The sequence below is a fragment of the Halorubrum sp. AS12 genome (assembly GCF_051122765.1).
GTDB classification, from domain to species: domain Archaea; phylum Halobacteriota; class Halobacteria; order Halobacteriales; family Haloferacaceae; genus Halorubrum; species Halorubrum trapanicum.
On record NZ_CP185385.1, the window covers coordinates 1,819,651 to 1,838,032 of the forward strand.

At 68.9% G+C, this 18,382-nt stretch carries 18 protein-coding genes and 1 pseudogene; 10 read left to right on the forward strand and 9 right to left on the reverse strand.

Annotated elements, in window-relative coordinates; all coding sequences use genetic code 11:
- Window positions 1-97 precede the first annotated feature (97 nt).
- The 4 genes and pseudogenes from hemL to ACODNG_RS09130 all read right to left on the reverse strand — a co-directional run bounded on the left by hemL (window position 98) and on the right by ACODNG_RS09130 (window position 5,432).
- On the reverse strand, window positions 98-1,435 hold the full coding sequence (gene hemL / locus ACODNG_RS09115; protein WP_434521053.1) for a glutamate-1-semialdehyde 2,1-aminomutase: 1,338 nt from the start codon (window positions 1,433-1,435) through the stop codon (window positions 98-100).
- 113 nt (window positions 1,436-1,548) lie between these two features.
- Window positions 1,549-3,227 (reverse strand): annotated as a pseudogene (locus ACODNG_RS09120) (ammonium transporter).
- 495 nt (window positions 3,228-3,722) lie between these two features.
- The gene (gene radA, locus ACODNG_RS09125) at window positions 3,723-4,754 is read right to left on the reverse strand and encodes a DNA repair and recombination protein RadA (RefSeq protein ID WP_096394319.1); all 1,032 of its coding nucleotides are present in this window, start codon (window positions 4,752-4,754) and stop codon (window positions 3,723-3,725) included.
- 177 nt (window positions 4,755-4,931) lie between these two features.
- The gene (locus tag ACODNG_RS09130; protein WP_209545150.1) at window positions 4,932-5,432 is read right to left on the reverse strand and encodes an amino acid-binding protein; all 501 of its coding nucleotides are present in this window, start codon (window positions 5,430-5,432) and stop codon (window positions 4,932-4,934) included.
- Window positions 5,433-5,592: 160 nt separating this feature from the next.
- Between ACODNG_RS09130 and ACODNG_RS09135 the strand changes: the two genes are divergently transcribed.
- The gene (locus ACODNG_RS09135; protein ID WP_434521054.1) at window positions 5,593-7,821 is read left to right on the forward strand and encodes an ATP-dependent DNA helicase; all 2,229 of its coding nucleotides are present in this window, start codon (window positions 5,593-5,595) and stop codon (window positions 7,819-7,821) included.
- A gap of 30 nt (window positions 7,822-7,851) precedes the next feature.
- Here the strand turns inward: ACODNG_RS09135 and ACODNG_RS09140 are convergent, their stop codons facing one another.
- Together ACODNG_RS09140 and ACODNG_RS09145 are read right to left on the reverse strand one after the other, a co-directional pair.
- Window positions 7,852-8,211, reverse strand: coding sequence for a DUF7473 family protein (locus ACODNG_RS09140; RefSeq protein ID WP_209545154.1), 360 nt, complete (start codon window positions 8,209-8,211; stop codon window positions 7,852-7,854).
- A gap of 118 nt (window positions 8,212-8,329) precedes the next feature.
- On the reverse strand, window positions 8,330-8,890 hold the full coding sequence (locus ACODNG_RS09145; RefSeq protein WP_434521055.1) for a TATA-box-binding protein: 561 nt from the start codon (window positions 8,888-8,890) through the stop codon (window positions 8,330-8,332).
- 84 nt (window positions 8,891-8,974) lie between these two features.
- Here ACODNG_RS09145 and ACODNG_RS09150 point away from each other — a divergent pair, with 84 nt between their 5' ends.
- From ACODNG_RS09150 to rpiA, 3 genes are all read left to right on the forward strand, one after another.
- A complete protein-coding gene (locus ACODNG_RS09150) occupies window positions 8,975-10,114 on the forward strand; it encodes a TIGR01177 family methyltransferase (RefSeq protein WP_434521056.1) in 1,140 nt (379 codons plus the stop codon).
- A 105-nt stretch (window positions 10,115-10,219) separates the two neighbouring features.
- Window positions 10,220-11,344 (forward strand): ORC1-type DNA replication protein, encoded by a 1,125-nt coding sequence (locus ACODNG_RS09155; RefSeq protein ID WP_434521057.1) that lies wholly within the window; start codon window positions 10,220-10,222, stop codon window positions 11,342-11,344.
- 87 nt (window positions 11,345-11,431) lie between these two features.
- On the forward strand, window positions 11,432-12,166 hold the full coding sequence (gene rpiA / locus ACODNG_RS09160; RefSeq protein WP_434521058.1) for a ribose-5-phosphate isomerase RpiA: 735 nt from the start codon (window positions 11,432-11,434) through the stop codon (window positions 12,164-12,166).
- An 86-nt stretch (window positions 12,167-12,252) separates the two neighbouring features.
- Here rpiA and ACODNG_RS09165 read toward each other — a convergent pair whose 3' ends face one another.
- Complete coding sequence (locus ACODNG_RS09165; RefSeq protein WP_004047560.1) at window positions 12,253-12,420, reverse strand: DUF1931 family protein; 168 nt, start codon at window positions 12,418-12,420, stop codon at window positions 12,253-12,255.
- Window positions 12,421-12,683: 263 nt separating this feature from the next.
- Between ACODNG_RS09165 and larB the strand changes: the two genes are divergently transcribed.
- From larB to ACODNG_RS09180, 3 genes are all read left to right on the forward strand, one after another.
- Window positions 12,684-13,451 carry a nickel pincer cofactor biosynthesis protein LarB gene (gene larB / locus ACODNG_RS09170; protein ID WP_434521059.1) on the forward strand — a complete coding sequence of 256 codons (768 nt, stop codon included), beginning with the start codon at window positions 12,684-12,686 and terminating at the stop codon, window positions 13,449-13,451.
- 134 nt (window positions 13,452-13,585) lie between these two features.
- Window positions 13,586-13,738 carry a DUF7563 family protein gene (locus ACODNG_RS09175; protein WP_006629056.1) on the forward strand — a complete coding sequence of 51 codons (153 nt, stop codon included), beginning with the start codon at window positions 13,586-13,588 and terminating at the stop codon, window positions 13,736-13,738.
- A gap of 108 nt (window positions 13,739-13,846) precedes the next feature.
- Window positions 13,847-14,134, forward strand: coding sequence for a GIY-YIG nuclease family protein (locus ACODNG_RS09180; protein ID WP_434521060.1), 288 nt, complete (start codon window positions 13,847-13,849; stop codon window positions 14,132-14,134).
- Window positions 14,135-14,147: 13 nt separating this feature from the next.
- On the opposite strand, the gene hisG is transcribed toward ACODNG_RS09180, so the two are convergent.
- Window positions 14,148-15,038, reverse strand: coding sequence for an ATP phosphoribosyltransferase (gene hisG, locus ACODNG_RS09185; protein ID WP_434521061.1), 891 nt, complete (start codon window positions 15,036-15,038; stop codon window positions 14,148-14,150).
- 60 nt (window positions 15,039-15,098) lie between these two features.
- Here hisG and ACODNG_RS09190 point away from each other — a divergent pair, with 60 nt between their 5' ends.
- On the forward strand, window positions 15,099-15,461 hold the full coding sequence (locus tag ACODNG_RS09190) for an SHOCT domain-containing protein (RefSeq protein ID WP_434521062.1): 363 nt from the start codon (window positions 15,099-15,101) through the stop codon (window positions 15,459-15,461).
- A gap of 19 nt (window positions 15,462-15,480) precedes the next feature.
- Here ACODNG_RS09190 and ACODNG_RS09195 read toward each other — a convergent pair whose 3' ends face one another.
- Window positions 15,481-15,858, reverse strand: a complete 378-nt coding sequence (locus tag ACODNG_RS09195; RefSeq protein WP_434521063.1) for a hypothetical protein — start codon at window positions 15,856-15,858, stop codon at window positions 15,481-15,483.
- A gap of 125 nt (window positions 15,859-15,983) precedes the next feature.
- Between ACODNG_RS09195 and ACODNG_RS09200 the strand changes: the two genes are divergently transcribed.
- Together ACODNG_RS09200 and uvrB are read left to right on the forward strand one after the other, a co-directional pair.
- Window positions 15,984-16,208, forward strand: coding sequence for a hypothetical protein (locus ACODNG_RS09200; protein WP_434521064.1), 225 nt, complete (start codon window positions 15,984-15,986; stop codon window positions 16,206-16,208).
- Between the two features lie 89 nt (window positions 16,209-16,297).
- Window positions 16,298-18,352: an excinuclease ABC subunit UvrB gene (uvrB, locus tag ACODNG_RS09205; RefSeq protein ID WP_434521065.1), complete on the forward strand. Its 2,055-nt coding sequence runs from the start codon at window positions 16,298-16,300 to the stop codon at window positions 18,350-18,352.
- Window positions 18,353-18,382 lie beyond the last annotated feature (30 nt).

The window sequence follows — 18,382 nt, forward strand, 5'->3', positions numbered from 1 at the left end:
CCGTTCCCCGTCGTCTCTCGTGCCCGCGCCGGTGGCGCGGTCGCGGGCGCGTCTCGGAACGCAACTCGCGGGCCTCCGAGCGCGCGACGGCGCCGACTCAGATCGCCTCTCGGTACGCCTCCAGTGTCTTCTCGACGTCCGCCTCCGTGTGCGCGTAGGAGGTGAACTGGCACTCGAACTGATTCGCCGTGAGGAACACCCCCTGCTCTTTCATCTCCTGCCAGAACACGCGCTCCCAGCGGTCGGTCGCGGCCGCGGCCACGTCGGCCCCGTTCTTCGGACAGGAGTCGTAGCGGTCGCAGTCGGGGTCCTGCCGGCAGCCGCCCGCACAGCAGTCGTCCGGGTCGTCGGGCGCCTCGCGAGTGAACACCGTCTTGAACATCGAGTCGGTGCCGACGACGGTGTACTCGGGGGCGCGCTCCGCGCAAATCTCCGCGATCCCCTCGCGGAGCTTCCGCCCGAGTCGGTTGACGTGTTCGTACACGTCGTTCTCGGCGGCGTACTCCAAGGTGGCCTTCCCGGCGGCCATCGTCACCGGGTGGCCGGAGAACGTTCCGGACTGGAACACGTCGCCCGCGGGCGTGAACTCCTCGATGATCTCCGCTTTCCCGCCGATCGCGCCGACCGGGAAGCCGCCGCCGATGATCTTGCCGAACGTCGTCACGTCGGGGGTGACGCCGAACTTCGACTGCGCGCAGCCGAGACCGCCGACCCGGAACCCGGTGATCACCTCGTCGAAGACGAGGAGCGAGCCGTAGTCGTCACAGAGGTCCCGCAGCGTCTCGTGGTAGCCGTCGATCGGGGTGACGATTCCCTTGTTGGCTAAGATCGGCTCGACGAGGACAGCCGCGATCTCGTCGCCGTGTTCCGCGAACACCTCCTTGGCGGCCTGCGGGTCGTTGAACGGGATCGGGAGGGTGTGCTGCGCGAACTCCTCCGGGATCCCCTTCGTCGACGGGTGGTGATCGTCCGGCGACCCCTCCACCAGCGTCGACTCCTGTGCGCCGTGGTAACCGCCCTGCATCACGACGATCTTGTCGCGGTCGGTGTGGCCGCGGGCCAGTCGCACCGCCGAGACGGTCGCCTCCGTCCCGGAGTTGACGAAGCGGATCGACTCCACGCTCGGGACGTGTCGCGCCACGAACTCGGCGTGTTCGACCTCGATCTCCGTCGGCGCACCGTACATCGGTCCTTCCGCGACGTGCGACTGGATCGCCGCCTCGACCGGGTCCGGCAGGTCGTGGCCGTACAGCAGCGGGCCGTACCCCATCACCCAGTCGACGTAGCGGTTACCGTCGGCGTCGATCACGTGGCCGCCGTCGCCGCGCTCGATGAAGAACGGGTGCGGCATCGTCGCCCGGACCGAGGAGTTGACCCCGCCCGGCATGACCGACAGCGCGCGGTCGTACAGCCCGCGCGAGCGCTCGTGGTTCATACTGACCGGTTGGAGCGTCGGGCTGAAAGTAGTTGCCGAACCGTCGTCCGGTTCGGCCCGTCAAAAAGCGTCTCCCTTGTTCGTGTCGCCTCCGCTGGTCGCGCGCTGTCCGCTTACACCGCCTCCGGACCGGTCGCGCCCGTGCGGACCTGAAGCGCGTCCTCGACCGGCATGATGAACACCTTGCCGTCGCCGGGCTCGCCGGTTTTGGCGGCGTCGGCGATCGCCTCCGCGACCTCGTCGGCCGGGATGTCGGCGACGACGACCTCCACTTTCACCTTCTGGTGGAGGTCGACGGTGAACTCCTCGCCGCGCCACTGGCCCTTCTTCGCGGGCTGAGAGCCGCGGCCGGAGACGTTCGTTACGGTGAGCGAGGGGGCGTTAACCTCCGCGAGCGACTGCTTGATGGCCCCGAGCTTGTCGGGACGGACGACCGCGGTGACCATCTTGATCTCCGTGCCCGTCTCCTCGCCGCCGTCGGCGCGGGGGACTCGTCGGTCGTGTCGACGACGGAGGGACCGCCGTCGGTCGCGACGTTGGTCTTGCCGAACTCGGGGTACGTCTCGACGCCGTGCTCGCTGACGTCCAGCCCGTCGCGCTCGTGGTCGGGGGTGACGCGGGCCTGCCCGACGGCCTTGAACGCGCCGAAGACAACGGCGGTCGCGACGACCGTCCACGCCGTGATGACGACGACGCCGATGACCTGCGAGACGAGCAGGTCGACGGAGAAGCCGTCGACGTGGATGAACGGCAGCGCGAGGACACCGATGACCCCCGCGGAGCCGTGAACCGGGAAGACCGCGCACACGTCGTCGATCTTCATCTTGTCCGAGACGAACTCGAAGACCAGCGGGAGCTGGAGGCCGCAGATCAGCGCGACCGCGATTGCGCCCCACCAGGTGATCGCGTTGGCGGTCCCGGTGACGGCGACGAGTCCCGCCAGCACGCCGTTGGCGACGTACAGGGTGTCGACCTTCTTCGTGAGGTACATCGAGCCGAGCGCCGCACCGACCGCCCCGGCGCCCATGCCGAGCGTCGTCGTCAGGGAGACGCGGCCGACCGCGGCGTAGCCGCCGAGCGCGAGCTCGCCCGACTCGGTGACCGAGAAGACGGTCGCGGTCGTCCCGACGTTGAAGCCGTACCAGCCGAACGCCAGGATGAGGGTGCCCAGAACCGCGAACGTCATCGAGTGACCGGGGATGACGTTCGTGGAGCCGTCCTCGGCGTAGCGGTCCATGCGCGGTCCGAGCATGTACGCCGCGGTGAGTCCGGCGATGCCGCCGACGCCGTGGACGATCATCCCGCCCGCGAAGTCGGTGAAGCCGAGCCCGGCACCGCCGAGGAAGCCGCCGCCCCAGGTGATGCCCGCCACGACCGGGTAGATGACCGCCGAGATGGCGACCGTGTACGCCACGTACGCCCGGAGCTTCGCCCGCCCGGCGACCGCGCCGGAGACGATCGTCGCCGCCGTCATCGCGAAGACGGCGCCGAACAGCCAGCTGTTGACCCACTCGCCGTCATTGAGGGCCGTCGCCGGGGAGAAGCCGCCACCGGCGGCGACGCTTTCGATTCCGAACCCGATCAGGAAGTACACCAAGACGCCGACGCCCCAGGTGAGGAGGTTCTTCGTGAGCTGGTTCGCGACGTTCTTCGCGCGCACCTGCCCCGCTTCGAGCATCGCGAAGCCGGCGTGCATGAAGAAGATGAGGAAACAGACCACCGCGACCCACATCAGGTTCACACCCTCCGCGAGGACGCTCGGGTCGATCGAGGCGAGTACGCCGCCCGTCACGCCTCCGCCACCTCTACTGAACGACTGTCCGGTTCATGCTTCGTTTCGCTCGTGTTCATGTGCTGAATCACGTTTCGACTCCCGGGAACGGCTATACATAAACGTTAGAGTTGAGTTTCACAAAAAATCTGCTTAATAATACAGCGGTCGTCCGATATAAGGATGTAGCTATGGAATATAAGGATGTTTCCTCGGGTGTTTCGCGGCAATCGTTGCGCTCGAAGACAACGATCGTTGTGTAATATTTCCAATCATTTCGTTACGATCCCCCGTCGACGGCCGTTTCCGGGCCATGCGCGGCCCCTTCTGGCGAGTATTGCCACCGCGCTGTCCCGCGATCGGACGCGGTACGGACTGTCCGTCCCGAATTCGGGTGATACGGACCTCGTCGACAGAAATTAACGTTTGTCAACCAGTATCTCGGTCGACCGATCGGATCGATCGATCGACGGCGGGTTCGACGCGACACCGCCGATTGATTCCGGGGAAACCCGGCTATTCGGGCTTCAATCCCTCGTTCTGGACGCGCATCACGGCCTCGCCGTCTGCGAGGTTCGGCGCGTCGACGAGGCGGACGATCCGCTTGTCGCCCTTCGACTTCCGGAGGTAGATCCGGAACGTGGAGGCGTGACCCAGGATGTTGCCGCCGATCGCCTGCGTCGGGTCGCCGAAGTAGGAGTCCGGATTCGACGCGACCTGGTTCGTGACGAGGATGGCGGTGTTGTACAGGTCGCCGAGCCGCATCAGGTCGTGGAGGTGTTTGTTGAGCTTCTGCTGTCGCTCCGCGAGTTCGCCTCGCCCGACGTACTCCGCGCGGAAGTGCGCGGTGAGCGAGTCGACGCAGACGATCCGAATCGGCCACTCCGTCTCCTCGTGTTCGCCGGCCAGCTCCTTCGCCTTCTCGGCCAGCAGGATCTGGTGGTTGGAGTTGAACGCCTTCGCGACGTGGATCTGGTCTAAGAACGCGTCGACCAGGTCTTCCAGCGCTTCCTCGTCGCTCGGGGTGCCCTCGATCTCGCGGCGTTCCATCTCGTCGGCGAGGATCTCGTCGTCGAGTCCGCGGACCATGTCGTCGATCCGCTCCGGCCGGAACGTGTCCTCGGAGTCGACGAAGATACAGCCGCCCTCCAGCCCGCCGTTCTCCTTCGAGAGCTGGACGTTGACGGCCATCTGGTGGGTGACCTGCGACTTCCCGGACCCGAACTCGCCGTACACTTCCGTGATCGACTGCGTCTCGATGCCGCCGCCCAGCAGGTCGTCGACCTCGTCGATCTGCCAGGAGAGCTTGCCGATCTCCTGACGGCGTTCGAGTACGGTCGCGCCCGTCTCGAAGCCGCCGACGTCGGCGGCCTCACGGGCGGCGTTGATGATGTCGCTGGCGGACGACTCGCCGATGTCGGCGGTGTTCGACATCTCGCCGGGGCTGGCGACAGCGATCGACTGGTAGCTCTCGAATCCGTTGTCCACGAGCTTGTCCGCGGTCGCCGGGCCGACGCCGGGGAGGTCCTCGAGTTCGTCTTCAGGCATGTACACGACCCTTGTTCGCCATCGGGTATAAAGGCTGGTTTACACCCCAGTGAAAGTGAAGTCTGGGAGGCGCCGTCCCTCGGTTGCGGCTCGCTATCTCTCAAAAGCGCTCGCCGGGGCGACTCGGTCCACCGGGCGGTGAAACTGGTCGGCGGTCCCAAAAACGGTCCTCGACTGTCAAAACCCCACGCGGCGGACGTAGTCGAGGTCGCGGATCTCCACGAGCAGGTCGCCCGGCAGCTCGGCGTCGGTGATCACGTACAGCTTCGGGTCGTCGGTGAACTCGGGGTCCTCGCTCAACACCTGCCGGATCGAGACGTCGCGGTCGGCCAGGATCGAGGTCACCTCGGCGACGATCCCGGCCTCGTCGGCGGCCGCGACCTCGATGGTGAGCACCGTGAGATCCAACACCGGGGCGAGATCCATCAGACTCGGGATCGACGAGATGTTGGTGAAGATGCGCTTCAGTTCGGGGTCGGCGAGGATCGCGTCGGTCGTCGAGTCCACGACGCGCCGGTCGACGTCGAGTTCGCGCGCGATGCCGGTGTACGGGATCTCGATCCCGCCGGAGACGACCCGCCCCTCCTCGTTGACCGAGAAGCCGCGCTCCAAGAACAGCCGGATCACCGCCTGCTGGCTGGGTGACCCCTCGAACTTCTCGAGGATCTCGTCGAACATTCGTCTCCCGATGCTCGCCGCGCGCTGTTAAATTGGCGGGTGCGTCGCCGGCGGTCGGGCGGTGTGGGAAGCGAGGGCGACGGCGGATCGACCGCGGGGACGCGACCACTTCCGCTCCGCCACCCGACCCCTTTTGGCCGGTGGCGCCGAACCACACCCCGTGTCAGAGTCGCCGCACCTGCGGTTCTTCCCGTACGAGGAGCCGTACCCGAACCAGCGCGAGGCGATGGACAGGGTCGCCAACGCGCTGGACCGCGGACAGGACGTGCTGTTCGAGGGCGCGCCCGGGACGGGGAAGACCCTCTCTGCGCTCGTGCCCGCGCTCGAACACGCCCGCGAGCACGACCGCACGGTCGTCATCACGACCAACGTCCACCAGCAGATGCGGCAGTTCGTCGAGGACGCCCGCGCGATCACCCGCGAGGAGCCGATCCGCGCGGTCGTGTTCAAGGGGAAGTCCTCGATGTGTCACATCGACGTCGACTACCAGGAGTGTCAGACCCTCCGCGACACCACCCGCGAGATGGTGGAGACGGAAAACGAGGTCCGCGAGCTGGAGTCGCGGCAGCGAGAGCTGCTGGCCGAGAGCCGCGAGGGCGACGCGAGCGCCGCCGAGGCCCGCGAGGCGATCATGGAGGAACTCGACGAGCTGGAGGGCGAAATCGACGAGTTCGAGGCCGCGAACGTCTGTGAACACTACCGCAACAACCTCACCCGCGACACCGAGGAGTTCTTCGGCTGGCTCTTCGAGGACGTCCGGACTCCCGACGACGTGTACGAGTACGCCGACGAGCGCGAGCTGTGCGGCTACGAGCTGCTGAAGGAGGGAATGGAGGGCGTCGACCTGGTCGTCTGTAACTACCACCACCTGCTCGACCCGAACATCCGCGAGCAGTTCTTCCGCTGGATCGACCGCGACCCGAGCGAGATAATCACCGTCTTCGACGAGGCGCACAACATCGAGGACGCCGCCCGCGACCACGCCACCCGGACGCTGACGGAGAACACCCTCGACGCCGCGCTCGACGAGCTGGCCGACAGCGACGATTCCCGCGCGGCGCCGGCCGAGAACGTCATCCGGGCCTTCCGCGACGCCCTCGTCGAGACGTACGAGGACGCGCTCGGGTTCGGCGGGGTCGACGAGAACTGGGAGGACGTCTCGATCGCCAACGACGACCGCCGCGACGACCTCACGCTGGCGTTCCTCCGCAACTACGAGGGGAACGGCATCGACGCCGAGACCGAGCTCGCCGTCCAGCTCGGACAGGCGGTAGACGAGGAGTACGAGCGCCGCTACCGCGACGGAGAGGCGACGACTCGTTCGGAGTCACAGACGCTCGCGGCCGCCCGGTTCGTCTCGACGTGGATGGACGAGGGGGCGGAGTTCGGGCAGTACCCGGTGGTCTCCGTCCGGCGCGACGCGGGCACCGACGAGGCCTACGGGCGGGCGGAGCTGTACACCTGTATCCCGCGGAGCGTCACCAGCGAGCTGTTCGACGAGGTGGCCGCCTCGGTCCTGATGAGCGCGACGCTGCGCCCGTTCGACGTGACGAAGGACGTGCTGGGGCTGGAAGATGTCGCGTCGATGGCCTACGAGATGGGCTACCCCGAGGAGAACCGCCGGACGTTCGCCGCCGACGTGCCGCCGCTTTTCGCCTCCGACCGCAACGATCCGGAGACCCAGGAGGCGGTGGCGTCGCTGCTCCGCGACGCGATCCGGTTCACGCCCGGCAACACGCTCGCCTTCTTCCCGTCGTACGCGGAGGCGGAGCGCTACCACGAGCGGCTCACCGGCGGGAGTGTGGGAAGCGGTCCGGGCGGCGGCAGCGACGCGAGACGCGGGTCGAACGGGGGCGAAGACGCCGACCTCGGTCCGATCTACCTCGACGGTCCCGGCGAGGACGAGGAGCGGCTCCGTAGCGAGTTCGTCGAGAGCGACGGCGCCGCGCTGTTCACCTCCCTGTGGGGGACGCTCGGCGAGGGGGTGAGCTTCGACGGCGACGACGCCCGCACGGTCGTCGTGGTCGGCGTTCCGTACCCGCACCTCTCGGACCGCACCGAGGCGGTCCAAGACGCCTACGACCGGGCGTTCGCCGACCGCGACCGCTCCCGCGACCCGGGGTGGATGTACGCCGTCGAGATCCCGACGATCCGCAAGACGCGGCAGGCGCTCGGCCGGGTGATCCGCGGCCCCGACGACTTCGGCGTCCGGATCCTCGCGGACCGCCGCTACACGACCGCCGACATGGGGAAGTACTCGGTCCGGTCGGCGTTCCCCCCGGAGGAGCGCGAGGAGCTGCTCGACGTCGACCCCGAGAAGCTGAAGTTCGCGACCCTGAACTTCTATCAGGACCACGACGCGTACGACGGGCCGCCCCCGTCGCCGTGAGGCGGTCGCGCGGGACCACTCGCCGCGACCTCACCCCGGCATCGACGCGAGCAGGATCGAGACCAGGAGCAGCACGCCGATGAGCAGCGTCGTGACCACGGCGTGGATCAGGGTCATCGCGGCCACGAGCCGCCGCGGCTGCTCGTAGCTCCACCAGAACATCGTCCCGTCGACGAGGAGCGCGGCGAGGAGGATGAGTCCCGCGGGGAGTTCGAGCGCGTTCCCGACGACGCTTATCACCGCGGGCAGCGGGCCGATGTAGAGGGCGCGCCGCGGGTCGACGTCGCCGAGGACGTTCCGGGCCGCGACGTGCGCGGTGATGGAGAGGAACAGCGCCAACAGGACGGTCGTCCCGAGCACGGAGACCGGTGTCACCGTCTGTAAGAGCATGGCCGGTCTACGGGTCGAGGAGTAAAAGTGGTCGCGGAACGCGTCCGCGGCGCCGCCGTTTCGAAGCCGTGTCGCCGTCGCTTCGAGTTCTCGTCGCCGTCGTTTCGGGTTCGCGGCGTCAGTCCAGCAGTCCCAGCCCGTTCAGCTCCTCGACTATCACGTCGACGGCGTCCTCGGCGTCGACCGGGCTGGTGCCGCCGGTGACGACCACCTTGCCGCTGCCGAACAGCAGCGCGACGACCTCCGGCTCGTCGAGCCGGTAGACGAGCCCGGGGAACTGCTCCGGCTCGTACTCGATGTGTTCCAAGCCCAGCCCGATCGCGATCGCGTTCAGGTTCAGGCTCTTGCCCAGATCGGCCGACGTGACGATGTTCTGGACCGTTATCTCCGGGTCCTCGATCGGGATCTGAAGGGCGCGAAGCTCTTCGAACACGATGTCGAGGCTCTCGTGGACCGCCTCGATCGAGTTCGCCCCGGTACAGACGATCTTCCCCGACCGGAAGATCAGCGCGGCCGACTTCGGGTCGGTGGTGCGGTAGACGAGTCCGGGGAACTGCTCGGGGTCGTAGTCGGCGCCTTCGAGGTCCATCGCGACGCTCTGGAGATCGAGCTCCTGTCCGATCCCCGTGGAGGCAACGACGTTCTCTACGGTGATCGTCTCCTTCGGATCGGCCGTCATTACCTCCCTTCTCGCCCGAACGCCGTAAAAAGGTGGCTGGTCGGAACCGCCACGCTATTGGCGTCGCCGCGCGGAGCCGTCGGCGTGTACTGGCTCGAACTCGCCGGCGAGACCGACGCGTTCGCCGCCCGCGAGGCCGCGACCGCCGCGACCGGCGTCGACCTCCTTGCGCCGGGGATCGCGCGGACCGGCGGTATCGACCGTTCCCACGCTCGCCGGCTCGCGTACACCCGCGCCGCGCACGAGGCGGTCGCCCGCACGGACGCCGACGTCGACGCCGCGGCCGCCGCGCTCCGGGCGGCGTCGCTCGACCGGTCCGGGAGCGTCGCGGTCCGCGCCCGGAACGTCCGGGGAACGTCCGGAATTTCGACCGAGGCGGCCGAGCGCGAACTCGGCGGCGTCCTCGTCGACCGCGGGTTCGACGTCGACCTCGACGACCCCGACCACGTCCTCCGCGCGCTCTTTTCGGCCGGTGCGCGCGCCGAACACGACGCGATAGCCGGCGCCGACGGCGGCGACGCGGATCTCTGCGCGCTCGGGTGGGTCGCGGTCGAGGCGGCCCGCGACTTCGCGCCGAAGCCCACCGACCGGCCCTTCTTCCAGCCGGGGAGCATGGCCCCGGCGGACGCCCGCGCCTACGCCAACCTCGCGGGCGCCGCCCCCGGGCGGACCCTGCTCGACCCGATGTGCGGCACCGGCGGTCTCCCGCTGGAGGCCGGCCTCGTCGGTGCGGACGCCGTCGCCTGCGACGCGCAGTCGAAGATGGTCCGCGGCGCGCGGGAGAACTTCCGGGAGTACTTGGACGGCGACGGACTCCTCGACGCGGGCGCGACCGACGACGCCGAGCGATCTCCCGACTGGCACGTCGCGCGCGGCGACGCGACCGCGCTCCCCGTCCCGGACGACGCGGTCGACGGCGTCGCGTTCGACGCCCCGTACGGCCGGCAGTCGAAGATCGCCCGTCACGAGCTCGCGGACCTCGTCGCGGGCGCGCTCGACGAGGCCGCTCGGGTCGCGCCGCGAGCGGTGATCGTCGCCGACCGAGACTGGCGCGGTCCCGCCCGCGAGGCCGGCTGGACCGTCGACGCGGCGTTCGAGCGCCGGGTTCACCGGTCGCTGACGCGCCACGTGCTGGTGTTACGCCGTGGGGACGCGAGCGGGATCGCGGCGACCGAGACCGCGATCCGGGCGGAGGAAACCGAGATCCGGGCGGACCGAGAGTGAACGCTCGATCGGCGGAATCGCTCCGATCGCGCTCTCGCGCGACAAGTTTCAGTTTCGCCCCGCCGCCGGGCAACGGTTAAGTGCGCGGCCTCTCGTGGTACTCGCATGACCGGGGACGGCGGGGACATGCTCTCGTGGGACGAGTCGGTGTTCCGCGACGAGTCGGTGTTCGAGATCGACCACGTCCCCGAGACGTTCCGCCACCGCGAGAGCCAGCTGGAGAACCTGAAGTACGCGCTCCGCCCCGCCGTCCGCGGCTCCCGCCCGCTCAACACGATGGTCCGCGGCCCGCCCGGGACCGGTAAGACCACCGCGGTCCAGAAGCTGTTCGGCGAGCTGGGCGCCCGGACCGAGGTGCGGACGGTGCGGGTCAACTGCCAGGTCGACTCGACGCGCTACGCGGTGTTCTCCCGGCTGTTCGAGGGGATCTTCGAGTACGAACCTCCCTCCTCTGGCATCTCCTTCAAGAAGCTGTTCGGCCAGATCACCGACCGCCTCGTCGAGGAGGACGAGGTCTTGGTCGTCGCCCTCGACGACGTGAACTACCTCTTCTACGAGAACGAGGCCTCGGACACGCTCTACTCCCTCCTCCGCGCCCACGAGGCCCACTCCGGCGCGAAGATCGGCGTGATCGTCGTCTCCTCGGACCTCGGTCTCGACGTGATCGACGACCTCGACACCCGGGTCCAGTCGGTTTTCCGCCCCGAGGAGGTGTACTTCCCCGTCTACGACGCGACCGAGATCTACGACATCCTCGCCGAGCGCGCCAAGCGCGGCTTCCACGAGGGCGTCATCGGGGACGCCGAACTGGAGCGCGTCGCCGACCTCACCGCCGACAGCGGCGACCTCCGGGTCGGGATCGACCTCCTACGCCGGGCCGGACTCAACGCGGAGATGCGCGCCTCGAAGACCATCTCGGAGGAGGACGTCGAGGAGGCGTACGACAAGTCGAAGCACGTCCACCTCTCGCGGTCCCTCCGCGGGCTCTCGGAGTCCGAGCGCGACCTCGTCCGCGTCCTCGCCGAACACGACGGCGAGCGCGCTGGCGCGGTGTACGACGCGTTCAACGACGAGACCGACCTCGGCTACACCCGCTACTCCGAGATCATCAACAAGCTCGACCAGCTCGGCGTGATCGATGCGGAGTACGCCGACGTCGACGGTCGCGGCCGCTCCCGCGAGCTCTCGCTCGCGTACGACGCGGAGGCGGTGTTAGACCGGCTGGAGTGAGCGGTCTCGTCCCGTTCCGGTGGGCCGCGTCCCGCCCGTCCGCACGTCGCCGACGCCTTTTCAACGACCCCGCCCGCACCCGAGCGTATGAAGACGAGCGGCGGGAGCGACGCGATGAAGCGACGCGCCGGGGAGTCGGCGGCCGAGAGGGTGACCGACGGCGACGTGGTCGGCTTGGGGACCGGGTCGACGACGGCCCACGCGATCCGGCGGCTCGGCGACCGGGTCGACGCCGGCCTCGATATTCGGGGCGTCCCAACCTCCTTCGCGAGCCGCGAACTCGCGACCGACCGCGGGATTCCCCTTCTCGACCTCGACGAGGCGGTCGGTCCCGACGGCCCGGGGATCGACCTCGCGATCGACGGCGCCGATCAGGTGGCGACCGGCGGTGAGGGATCCGAAATCCCCGAGACCGGCGGAGCGCTCGTCAAGGGCGGCGGCGCGGCCCACGCCCGCGAGAAGCTCGTCGACGCCACGGCCGACCGGTTTCTGGTCGTCGTCGACCCCTCGAAGGAGTCGCCGCGGCTGGACCGCTCGGTTCCGGTCGAGGTGTTGCCCGCGGGGCGCACCGCGGTCGCCGCCGCGGTTCGGGAGACGGGCGGCGAACCGACGCTGCGGCGCGCGGAGCGGAAGGACGGTCCCGTGGTGACCGACAACGGGAACCTCGTCCTCGACTGCGCGTTCGGCGAGCTCGCCGACCCGGCCGCCCTGTCGACGACGCTGTCAGCGATTCCGGGCGTCGTCGAGCACGGACTGTTCGTCGGGCTGGCGGACGAGATCCACGTCGGCACGGACTCCGGCGTCCGGGTCGACGAGGTATGACCCTGCCGAAAAACGACGACACGACCGATAGCGCGGCCGCTCGGCGGTCGGCGTTCAAATAAAGTGAAACGGAAACGAGTTCCGTCTTAGAGGTCGCGCGGCTGGACCGTCTTCCGGTCGTTGGCCTCGGCGCGGCGCGCGGCGTCTTCGAGCAGCTCGTCCACTTCGTCGTCCAGCGCGTCGTAGAAGTCCGAAGCGACGTTCTTGTCGTCCAGGGCTTCCTTGACGGCCGCTTTGACAATAAGGTCTGCCATGCGACCGGGCCTACCCGGTGATGGTTAATAAGAGTTCCTGAATTCGACCGCGAGGGGCGCCGTGCCGCCGGTTCGCGGGGGTGCGCGAACACAAACCCTTATAAATCTTGTGAGATTCCTGTCTCCGAACCGATTCGAATCCGATTCGAATCTGATCCGAACGCGACCCGAACCCGCCCCGAACTCGGCTCGACCGCGTCGCGCGACCGGTCGACGGACGCCGAACCGACAGGTTCGACCGGGTCCGCCTCCCACGGTCGCCCATGCGAGAGACGTTAGCGGCGCTCGAAGCGGGCGAGATCGGCGTCGAGGAGGCGGAGTCGCAGCTCGCGGGCTACGCGACCACGGACGCGGGGCGGTTCGACGCCGCCCGCGAGCGACGGCGCGGGATCCCGGAGGCGATCCTCGCCGAGGGGAAGACGCCGGCGGAGGTCGCCGCGTTGGCGACGACCGCGCTCGAAACGACCGGCCGGGCGCTGGTGACGCGCGCGAACGAGGCGACCGCGGCGGCGGTCGCGTCTACGGTCGGCGACGGCGACGCGGACGCAATGGTCGACCGCGACGACCGGACGGGGACCGTGGTCGCGCACGCCGCCGACTTCGAGCCGCCGTCGCTCGACGCCGCGGTTGCGGTCGTGGCCGCCGGCACCGCGGACGCGCCCGTCGCCGGCGAGGCGGCGGTCGTCGCCCGCGAAATCGGAGCGACGGTCGACCGGGTCGACGACGTGGGCGTCGCCAACCTCGACCGGATCTTGGACCAGATCGATCGGGTTCGCGAGGCCGACGCCGTCGTCGTCGCGGCCGGTCGCGAGGGCGCGCTCCCGACCGTCGTCGCCGGACTCGTCGACGCCCCCGTGATCGCGCTCCCCGTCTCGACCGGCTACGGCGTCGGCGGCGAGGGGGTCGCGGCCTTGGAGGGCGCGCTCCAGTCTTGTTCCGTGCTCACGACCGTCAACGTCGACGCCGGGTTCGTCGCCGGCGCGCAGGCCGGCCTGATCGCTCGCGCGGTCGACGCGGCGCGGGCCGAGTGAGCGGATCAGGTCTCCGCCGACCCGGCCGGACTTCGGATCCCGGAAACCGGGCGAATACCGGCAGTCGACGGGGTCGAAAAAGGGTATTTGTTCGTCGAGTCCGTATGGTAGGCGCCGACGTACGTCGGTATCACATGCCACGCTGTGACCACTGCGGGTCGCACGTCTCGGACCGCTTCGCTCGCGTCTTCGCGGACGAGCACGGCGACCTGAACGCGTGCCCGAAGTGCTCCGCGAACGCGGGCATCGCCGAGGTGTCTCGCGAGCGGACGCAAACCGGGGACTGACCGGTCGGACGCCGGTCGAAGACCGAGCGCACCGAGAGCGACGGCTCCGTCTGCCTCCGGTTCGGGCACATCCGCACACACTTTGCGCTCGCGCTCGCACGGCGTCCCGTGGCCGACCACCACGTGTACGTGATCGAGTGCGCCGACGGCACCCTCTACACCGGGTACACGACCGACGTCGAGCGCCGCGTCGCCGAACACGACGCCGGAGAGGGGGCGAAGTACACCCGCGGGCGGACGCCCGTCACCCTGCGCCACGTCGAGTCGTTCGACTCGAAGTCGGCCGCGATGTCGCGGGAGTACGCCATCAAGTCGCTGTCGCGGGCGGAGAAGGAGCGGCTGATCGACGGCGACGGGGACGACGGAGGCGAGGGCGGCGCCGCTGAAGGAGACTGAGCGCCGCCCGGTCTCACTCCACGAGCCGTTCGATCTCGGTGACGAGGATGCCGGTCGCGCCGACGGACCGCAGCTCCGAGATGGTCTCGAACACGTCGCGCTCGTCGACGACGGCGTGGACCGCAACCATCCCGTTGCCGTTCTCGTCGGCCTCCACGTCCATCACGGTCGGGCCGCCCAGCCCGGGGATCACCTCCTTCACCTCGTCGAGCCGGTCTTTCGGGGCGTTCATCATCAGGTAACGCCGGCCGTCCGCCGCGAGCACGGACTCGAAGGCGGTCACCACCTGCTCGACCTTCGGGTCATCGACCACGTCCGGCCGGGCGAACAGCCGGACGGAGGAGTCGAGCACGTCGTCGATCACCGCCAGCCGGTTGACCTTCAGCGTCGTCCCCGTGGAGGTGATGTCGACGATGGCGTCGGCCATGTCGACGTGGGGAGTCAGCTCCGTCGCGCCCGTCACGGTGACCACGTCGGCGTCGACGCCTACGCGGTCGAGGTACGCGCGGGTGACGTTCGGGAACTCCGTGGCGACCGTCCTGTCGGCCAGATCCTCGACGGCCGACACGTCGCCGTCCTCGGGCGCCGCGAGGACGAGCCGACAGGAGCCGTACCCCAGGTCGAGCAGGTCCACGAGGTCGCCCTCGGCCGCCGCGGCCGCGTCGTCGACGACGCCGCCCGACTCGGCCGCCTGGTCGAGACCCGTGACGCCGAGGTCGGCCGCGCCGTCGCGGACGTACTCGGGGATGTCGGCCGCCCGCGCGAACAGCACCGTCACGTCCTCGTCGACGGTGTCGGCGTACAGCTGACGGTCGGCGGTCTCCTCGACGTGGAGTCCCGCGCGCTCGAGGAGCGAGAGCGTCGGCTCGTGTAGGCGGCCCTTGTTGGGGACGGCGATGCGCATACCCGTAGCGTCGCGGGGACAGGGGGAAACGTTTTCGTCCTCGGTGCTCCGTCCGTACGCATGGACGAGGAAACGGGAGCAGCCCTCCTCTCGCTCGCTATCGGCGTCCCGATCGCCGGCGCTCTCCTCCTGTCCGGCACCGTCTCCGGCGCGGTTCTCACCGGACTCATCGTCGGTACTATCGCGGTGTCGTTCGTCCTCGCCGATCGGATCGACGACGAGGAAGACGAGACCGCGACCGACGCCGAACCGGACCCGCTGGAGTCGCTTCGAGACCGCTACGCGCGCGGCGAGCTGACGGAAGACGAGTTCGAGCGCCGGGTCGAGCGACTCCTCGAAACCGAGGACCGGTCCGCGGCCCGCGACCACCTCCTGGACGAGAGCGACGATGCGGTCGAGACGGAACCGGTCCGCGAGCGCTGACGCGGAGGACCCGGTCGGCTCACACCCCTCGTTTCACTACCCAGTACGCGACGGGGAGACAGCAGGCGAACGCGACCGGCCAGACGATCAACTGCGAGACCGGATCGGGCGGCGAGACGAGGCTCCCGGCGACCAGCCCGCCGATTCCGGCGACGGCGACGGTCGCGGACGACCGCTCCCACCGGGACGGCGGATACGCGCGGGACCGCCCGCGACGCCACCACACGAGGTAGTAGACGAGTACGATACCCGAGAGCGGCGCGAAGACGCCCCAAACGCCCGGATGATCGCTTCCGCGGGCGTGCGAGTCGAAGTTGATCCACATCCCGAGCGCGACCCAGACTACGGGGAGGAGGAGCACTCCAACCGCGGCGGCGGGCGTGAGTTGGAGGGACACGGGTGGGCGTTCCGGCGGGCCGGTAGTCAGTCTTCCCCCGTGAGGGATCGGCGCGGAGGGAGGTCCGTCTCGTCGACGCCGCGGTCGACCCGAAAACATACGGGCGCGCCGCGAGAGGGGTCGGTGTGACGAACTCCCTCCTCTCCCGTCTGGGCGAGCGCTACGATCCGGACCCGCGAGCGATGGTAGTCTGCCTGCTCGGGTCCGCGTTCACGCTGGCGATGCTCGCCCCAATCGCCGACCCCGCGAATCCGTACCACGCGTTCGGCGTCGCCGGAACGTCGTTCGCGCTCCTGGTCTCGGCCGCCGTGCTCGTCGGCCGCTGGCGACGGGAGACACCGAGCGGCTGACCGGCGGTCTCGCTCGACGGGGACCGCCCGGATGGCGTCCGAGCGCCCGCCGCGCCGCTCAAGTGTCTCGCCGCCCAACGACGCGTATCGTGAGCGACGCCGACTCCCCCCTCTCCGAGGATCGTCCGACCGTCGACCGCCCCCTCCGCGTCGACGCCCCGTTCGAGCCAGCGGGCGACCAGCCGGAGGCGATCGAGGGGCTGGTCGAGGGGTTCGAGTCGGGCGCGAAAAAGCAGACGCTGCTCGGCGTGACGGGGTCCGGGAAGACGAACACCGTCTCGTGGGTCGCCGAGGAGCTGGACCAGCCCACCCTCGTCTTAGCCCACAACAAGACGCTCGCGGCCCAGCTGTACGAGGAGTTCCGCGAGCTGTTCCCGGACAACGCCGTCGAGTACTTCGTCTCGTACTACGACTACTACCAGCCGGAGGCGTACGTCGAGCAGACGGACACGTTCATCGACAAGGAGATGTCGATAAACGAGGAGATCGACCGTCTGCGCCACTCCGCGACGCGCTCGCTGTTGACCCGCGACGACGTGATCGTGGTCGCCTCGGTCTCGGCCATCTACGGGCTGGGTGACCCGCAGAACTACCGCGACATGGCCCTTCGGCTGGAGGTCGGCGAGGAGATCGGTCGCGAGGAGCTGCTCGCCCGGCTCGTCGACCTGAACTACGAGCGCAACGACGTGGACTTCACGCAGGGCACGTTTCGGGTGCGCGGCGACACCGTCGAGATCTACCCGATGTACGGGCGGTACGCGGTCAGAGTGGAGCTGTGGGGCGACGAGATCGACCGGATGATCAAGGTCGACCCGATGCACGGCGAGGTCGTCTCGGAGGAGCCGGCGGTCATGCTCCACCCCGCCGAGCACTACTCGATCCCGGACGACCAGCTGGAGCAGGCGGTCGCGGAGATCGAGGATCTGATGGAGAAACGGGTCAGCTACTTCGAGCGCCAGGGCGACCTCGTGGCGGCCCAGCGCATCGAGGAGCGCACCACCTTCGACCTGGAGATGCTCCGCGAGGCGGGCTACTGCTCCGGGATCGAGAACTACTCGGTCCACATGGACGACCGCGAGTCCGGCGACGCCCCCTACACCCTGCTCGACTACTTCCCCGACGACTTCCTCACCGTGATCGACGAGTCACACCAGACGATCCCCCAGATCAAAGGCCAGTACGAGGGCGACAAGTCGCGGAAGGATTCGCTGGTCGAGAACGGGTTCCGGCTCCCGACCGCCTACGACAACCGCCCGCTCACCTTCGAGGAGTTCGAAGAGAAGACGGACCGCACCCTCTACGTCTCGGCGACGCCGAGCGACTACGAGCGCGAGACCTCCGACCGGATCGTCGAGCAGATCGTCCGTCCGACCCACCTCGTCGACCCGAAGGTGGAGGTGACGGGGGCGACGGGGCAGGTCGACGACCTCCTCGAACGCGTCGACGAGCGGATCGAGCGCGACGAGCGCGTGCTCGTCACCACGCTCACCAAGCGGATGGCCGAGGACCTCACGGAGTACCTCGAGGAGGCCGGCGTCGACGTGGCGTACATGCACGACGAGACGGACACCCTCGAACGCCACGAGATCATCCGCGACCTCCGGCTGGGCAACATCGACGTGCTCGTCGGTATCAACCTGCTTCGGGAGGGACTCGACATCCCGGAGGTGAGCCTCGTCGCCATCCTCGACGCCGACCAGGAGGGATTCTTACGCTCCACCACGACGCTCGTCCAGACGATGGGGCGGGCCGCCCGCAACGTCAACGGCGAGGTCGTCCTCTACGCCGACGAGGTGACCGACTCGATGGAAGAAGCCATCGAGGAGACCCAGCGCCGCCGCGAGATCCAACTGGAGTACAACGCCGAACACGGCTACGAGGCGACCACCATCGACAAGCCGGTCAGCGAGACGAACCTCCCCGGCTCGAAGACTGACACCTCGAACGTGAGCGTCGGCGACGTGGAGAGCGCCGAGGAGGCGAAAGCACAGATCGAGGCGCTCGAAGACCGGATGGATGAGGCCGCGAGCAACCTGGAGTTCGAGCTGGCGGCCGACATCCGCGACCGGATCGCGGAGCTACGGCGTGCCTTCGAGCTCGACGCGGGCGACGATGGTGTTCCGGCGCCGGCGATGGACGAGTAACGGTCGAAATCGCCCCCACGAGCGGCGTTC

Bases quoted from the DNA above. Each gene is read 5' to 3' on its own strand.
- ACODNG_RS09175 (WP_006629056.1), top strand. From the start codon at position 13,586: ATGCCACGCTGTGACCACTGCGGGTCGCACGTCTCGGACCGCTTCGCT.
- ACODNG_RS09155 (WP_434521057.1), top strand. From the start codon at position 10,220: ATGACCGGGGACGGCGGGGACATGCTCTCGTGGGACGAGTCGGTGTTC.
- larB (WP_434521059.1), top strand. From the start codon at position 12,684: ATGCGAGAGACGTTAGCGGCGCTCGAAGCGGGCGAGATCGGCGTCGAG.
- ACODNG_RS09165 (WP_004047560.1), bottom strand. From the start codon at position 12,420: ATGGCAGACCTTATTGTCAAAGCGGCCGTCAAGGAAGCCCTGGACGAC.
- ACODNG_RS09190 (WP_434521062.1), top strand. From the start codon at position 15,099: ATGGACGAGGAAACGGGAGCAGCCCTCCTCTCGCTCGCTATCGGCGTC.
- hemL (WP_434521053.1), bottom strand. From the start codon at position 1,435: ATGAACCACGAGCGCTCGCGCGGGCTGTACGACCGCGCGCTGTCGGTC.
- ACODNG_RS09145 (WP_434521055.1), bottom strand. From the start codon at position 8,890: ATGACGGCCGATCCGAAGGAGACGATCACCGTAGAGAACGTCGTTGCC.
- radA (WP_096394319.1), bottom strand. From the start codon at position 4,754: ATGCCTGAAGACGAACTCGAGGACCTCCCCGGCGTCGGCCCGGCGACC.
- ACODNG_RS09140 (WP_209545154.1), bottom strand. From the start codon at position 8,211: ATGCTCTTACAGACGGTGACACCGGTCTCCGTGCTCGGGACGACCGTC.
- rpiA (WP_434521058.1), top strand. From the start codon at position 11,432: ATGAAGACGAGCGGCGGGAGCGACGCGATGAAGCGACGCGCCGGGGAG.
- ACODNG_RS09130 (WP_209545150.1), bottom strand. From the start codon at position 5,432: ATGTTCGACGAGATCCTCGAGAAGTTCGAGGGGTCACCCAGCCAGCAG.
- hisG (WP_434521061.1), bottom strand. From the start codon at position 15,038: ATGCGCATCGCCGTCCCCAACAAGGGCCGCCTACACGAGCCGACGCTC.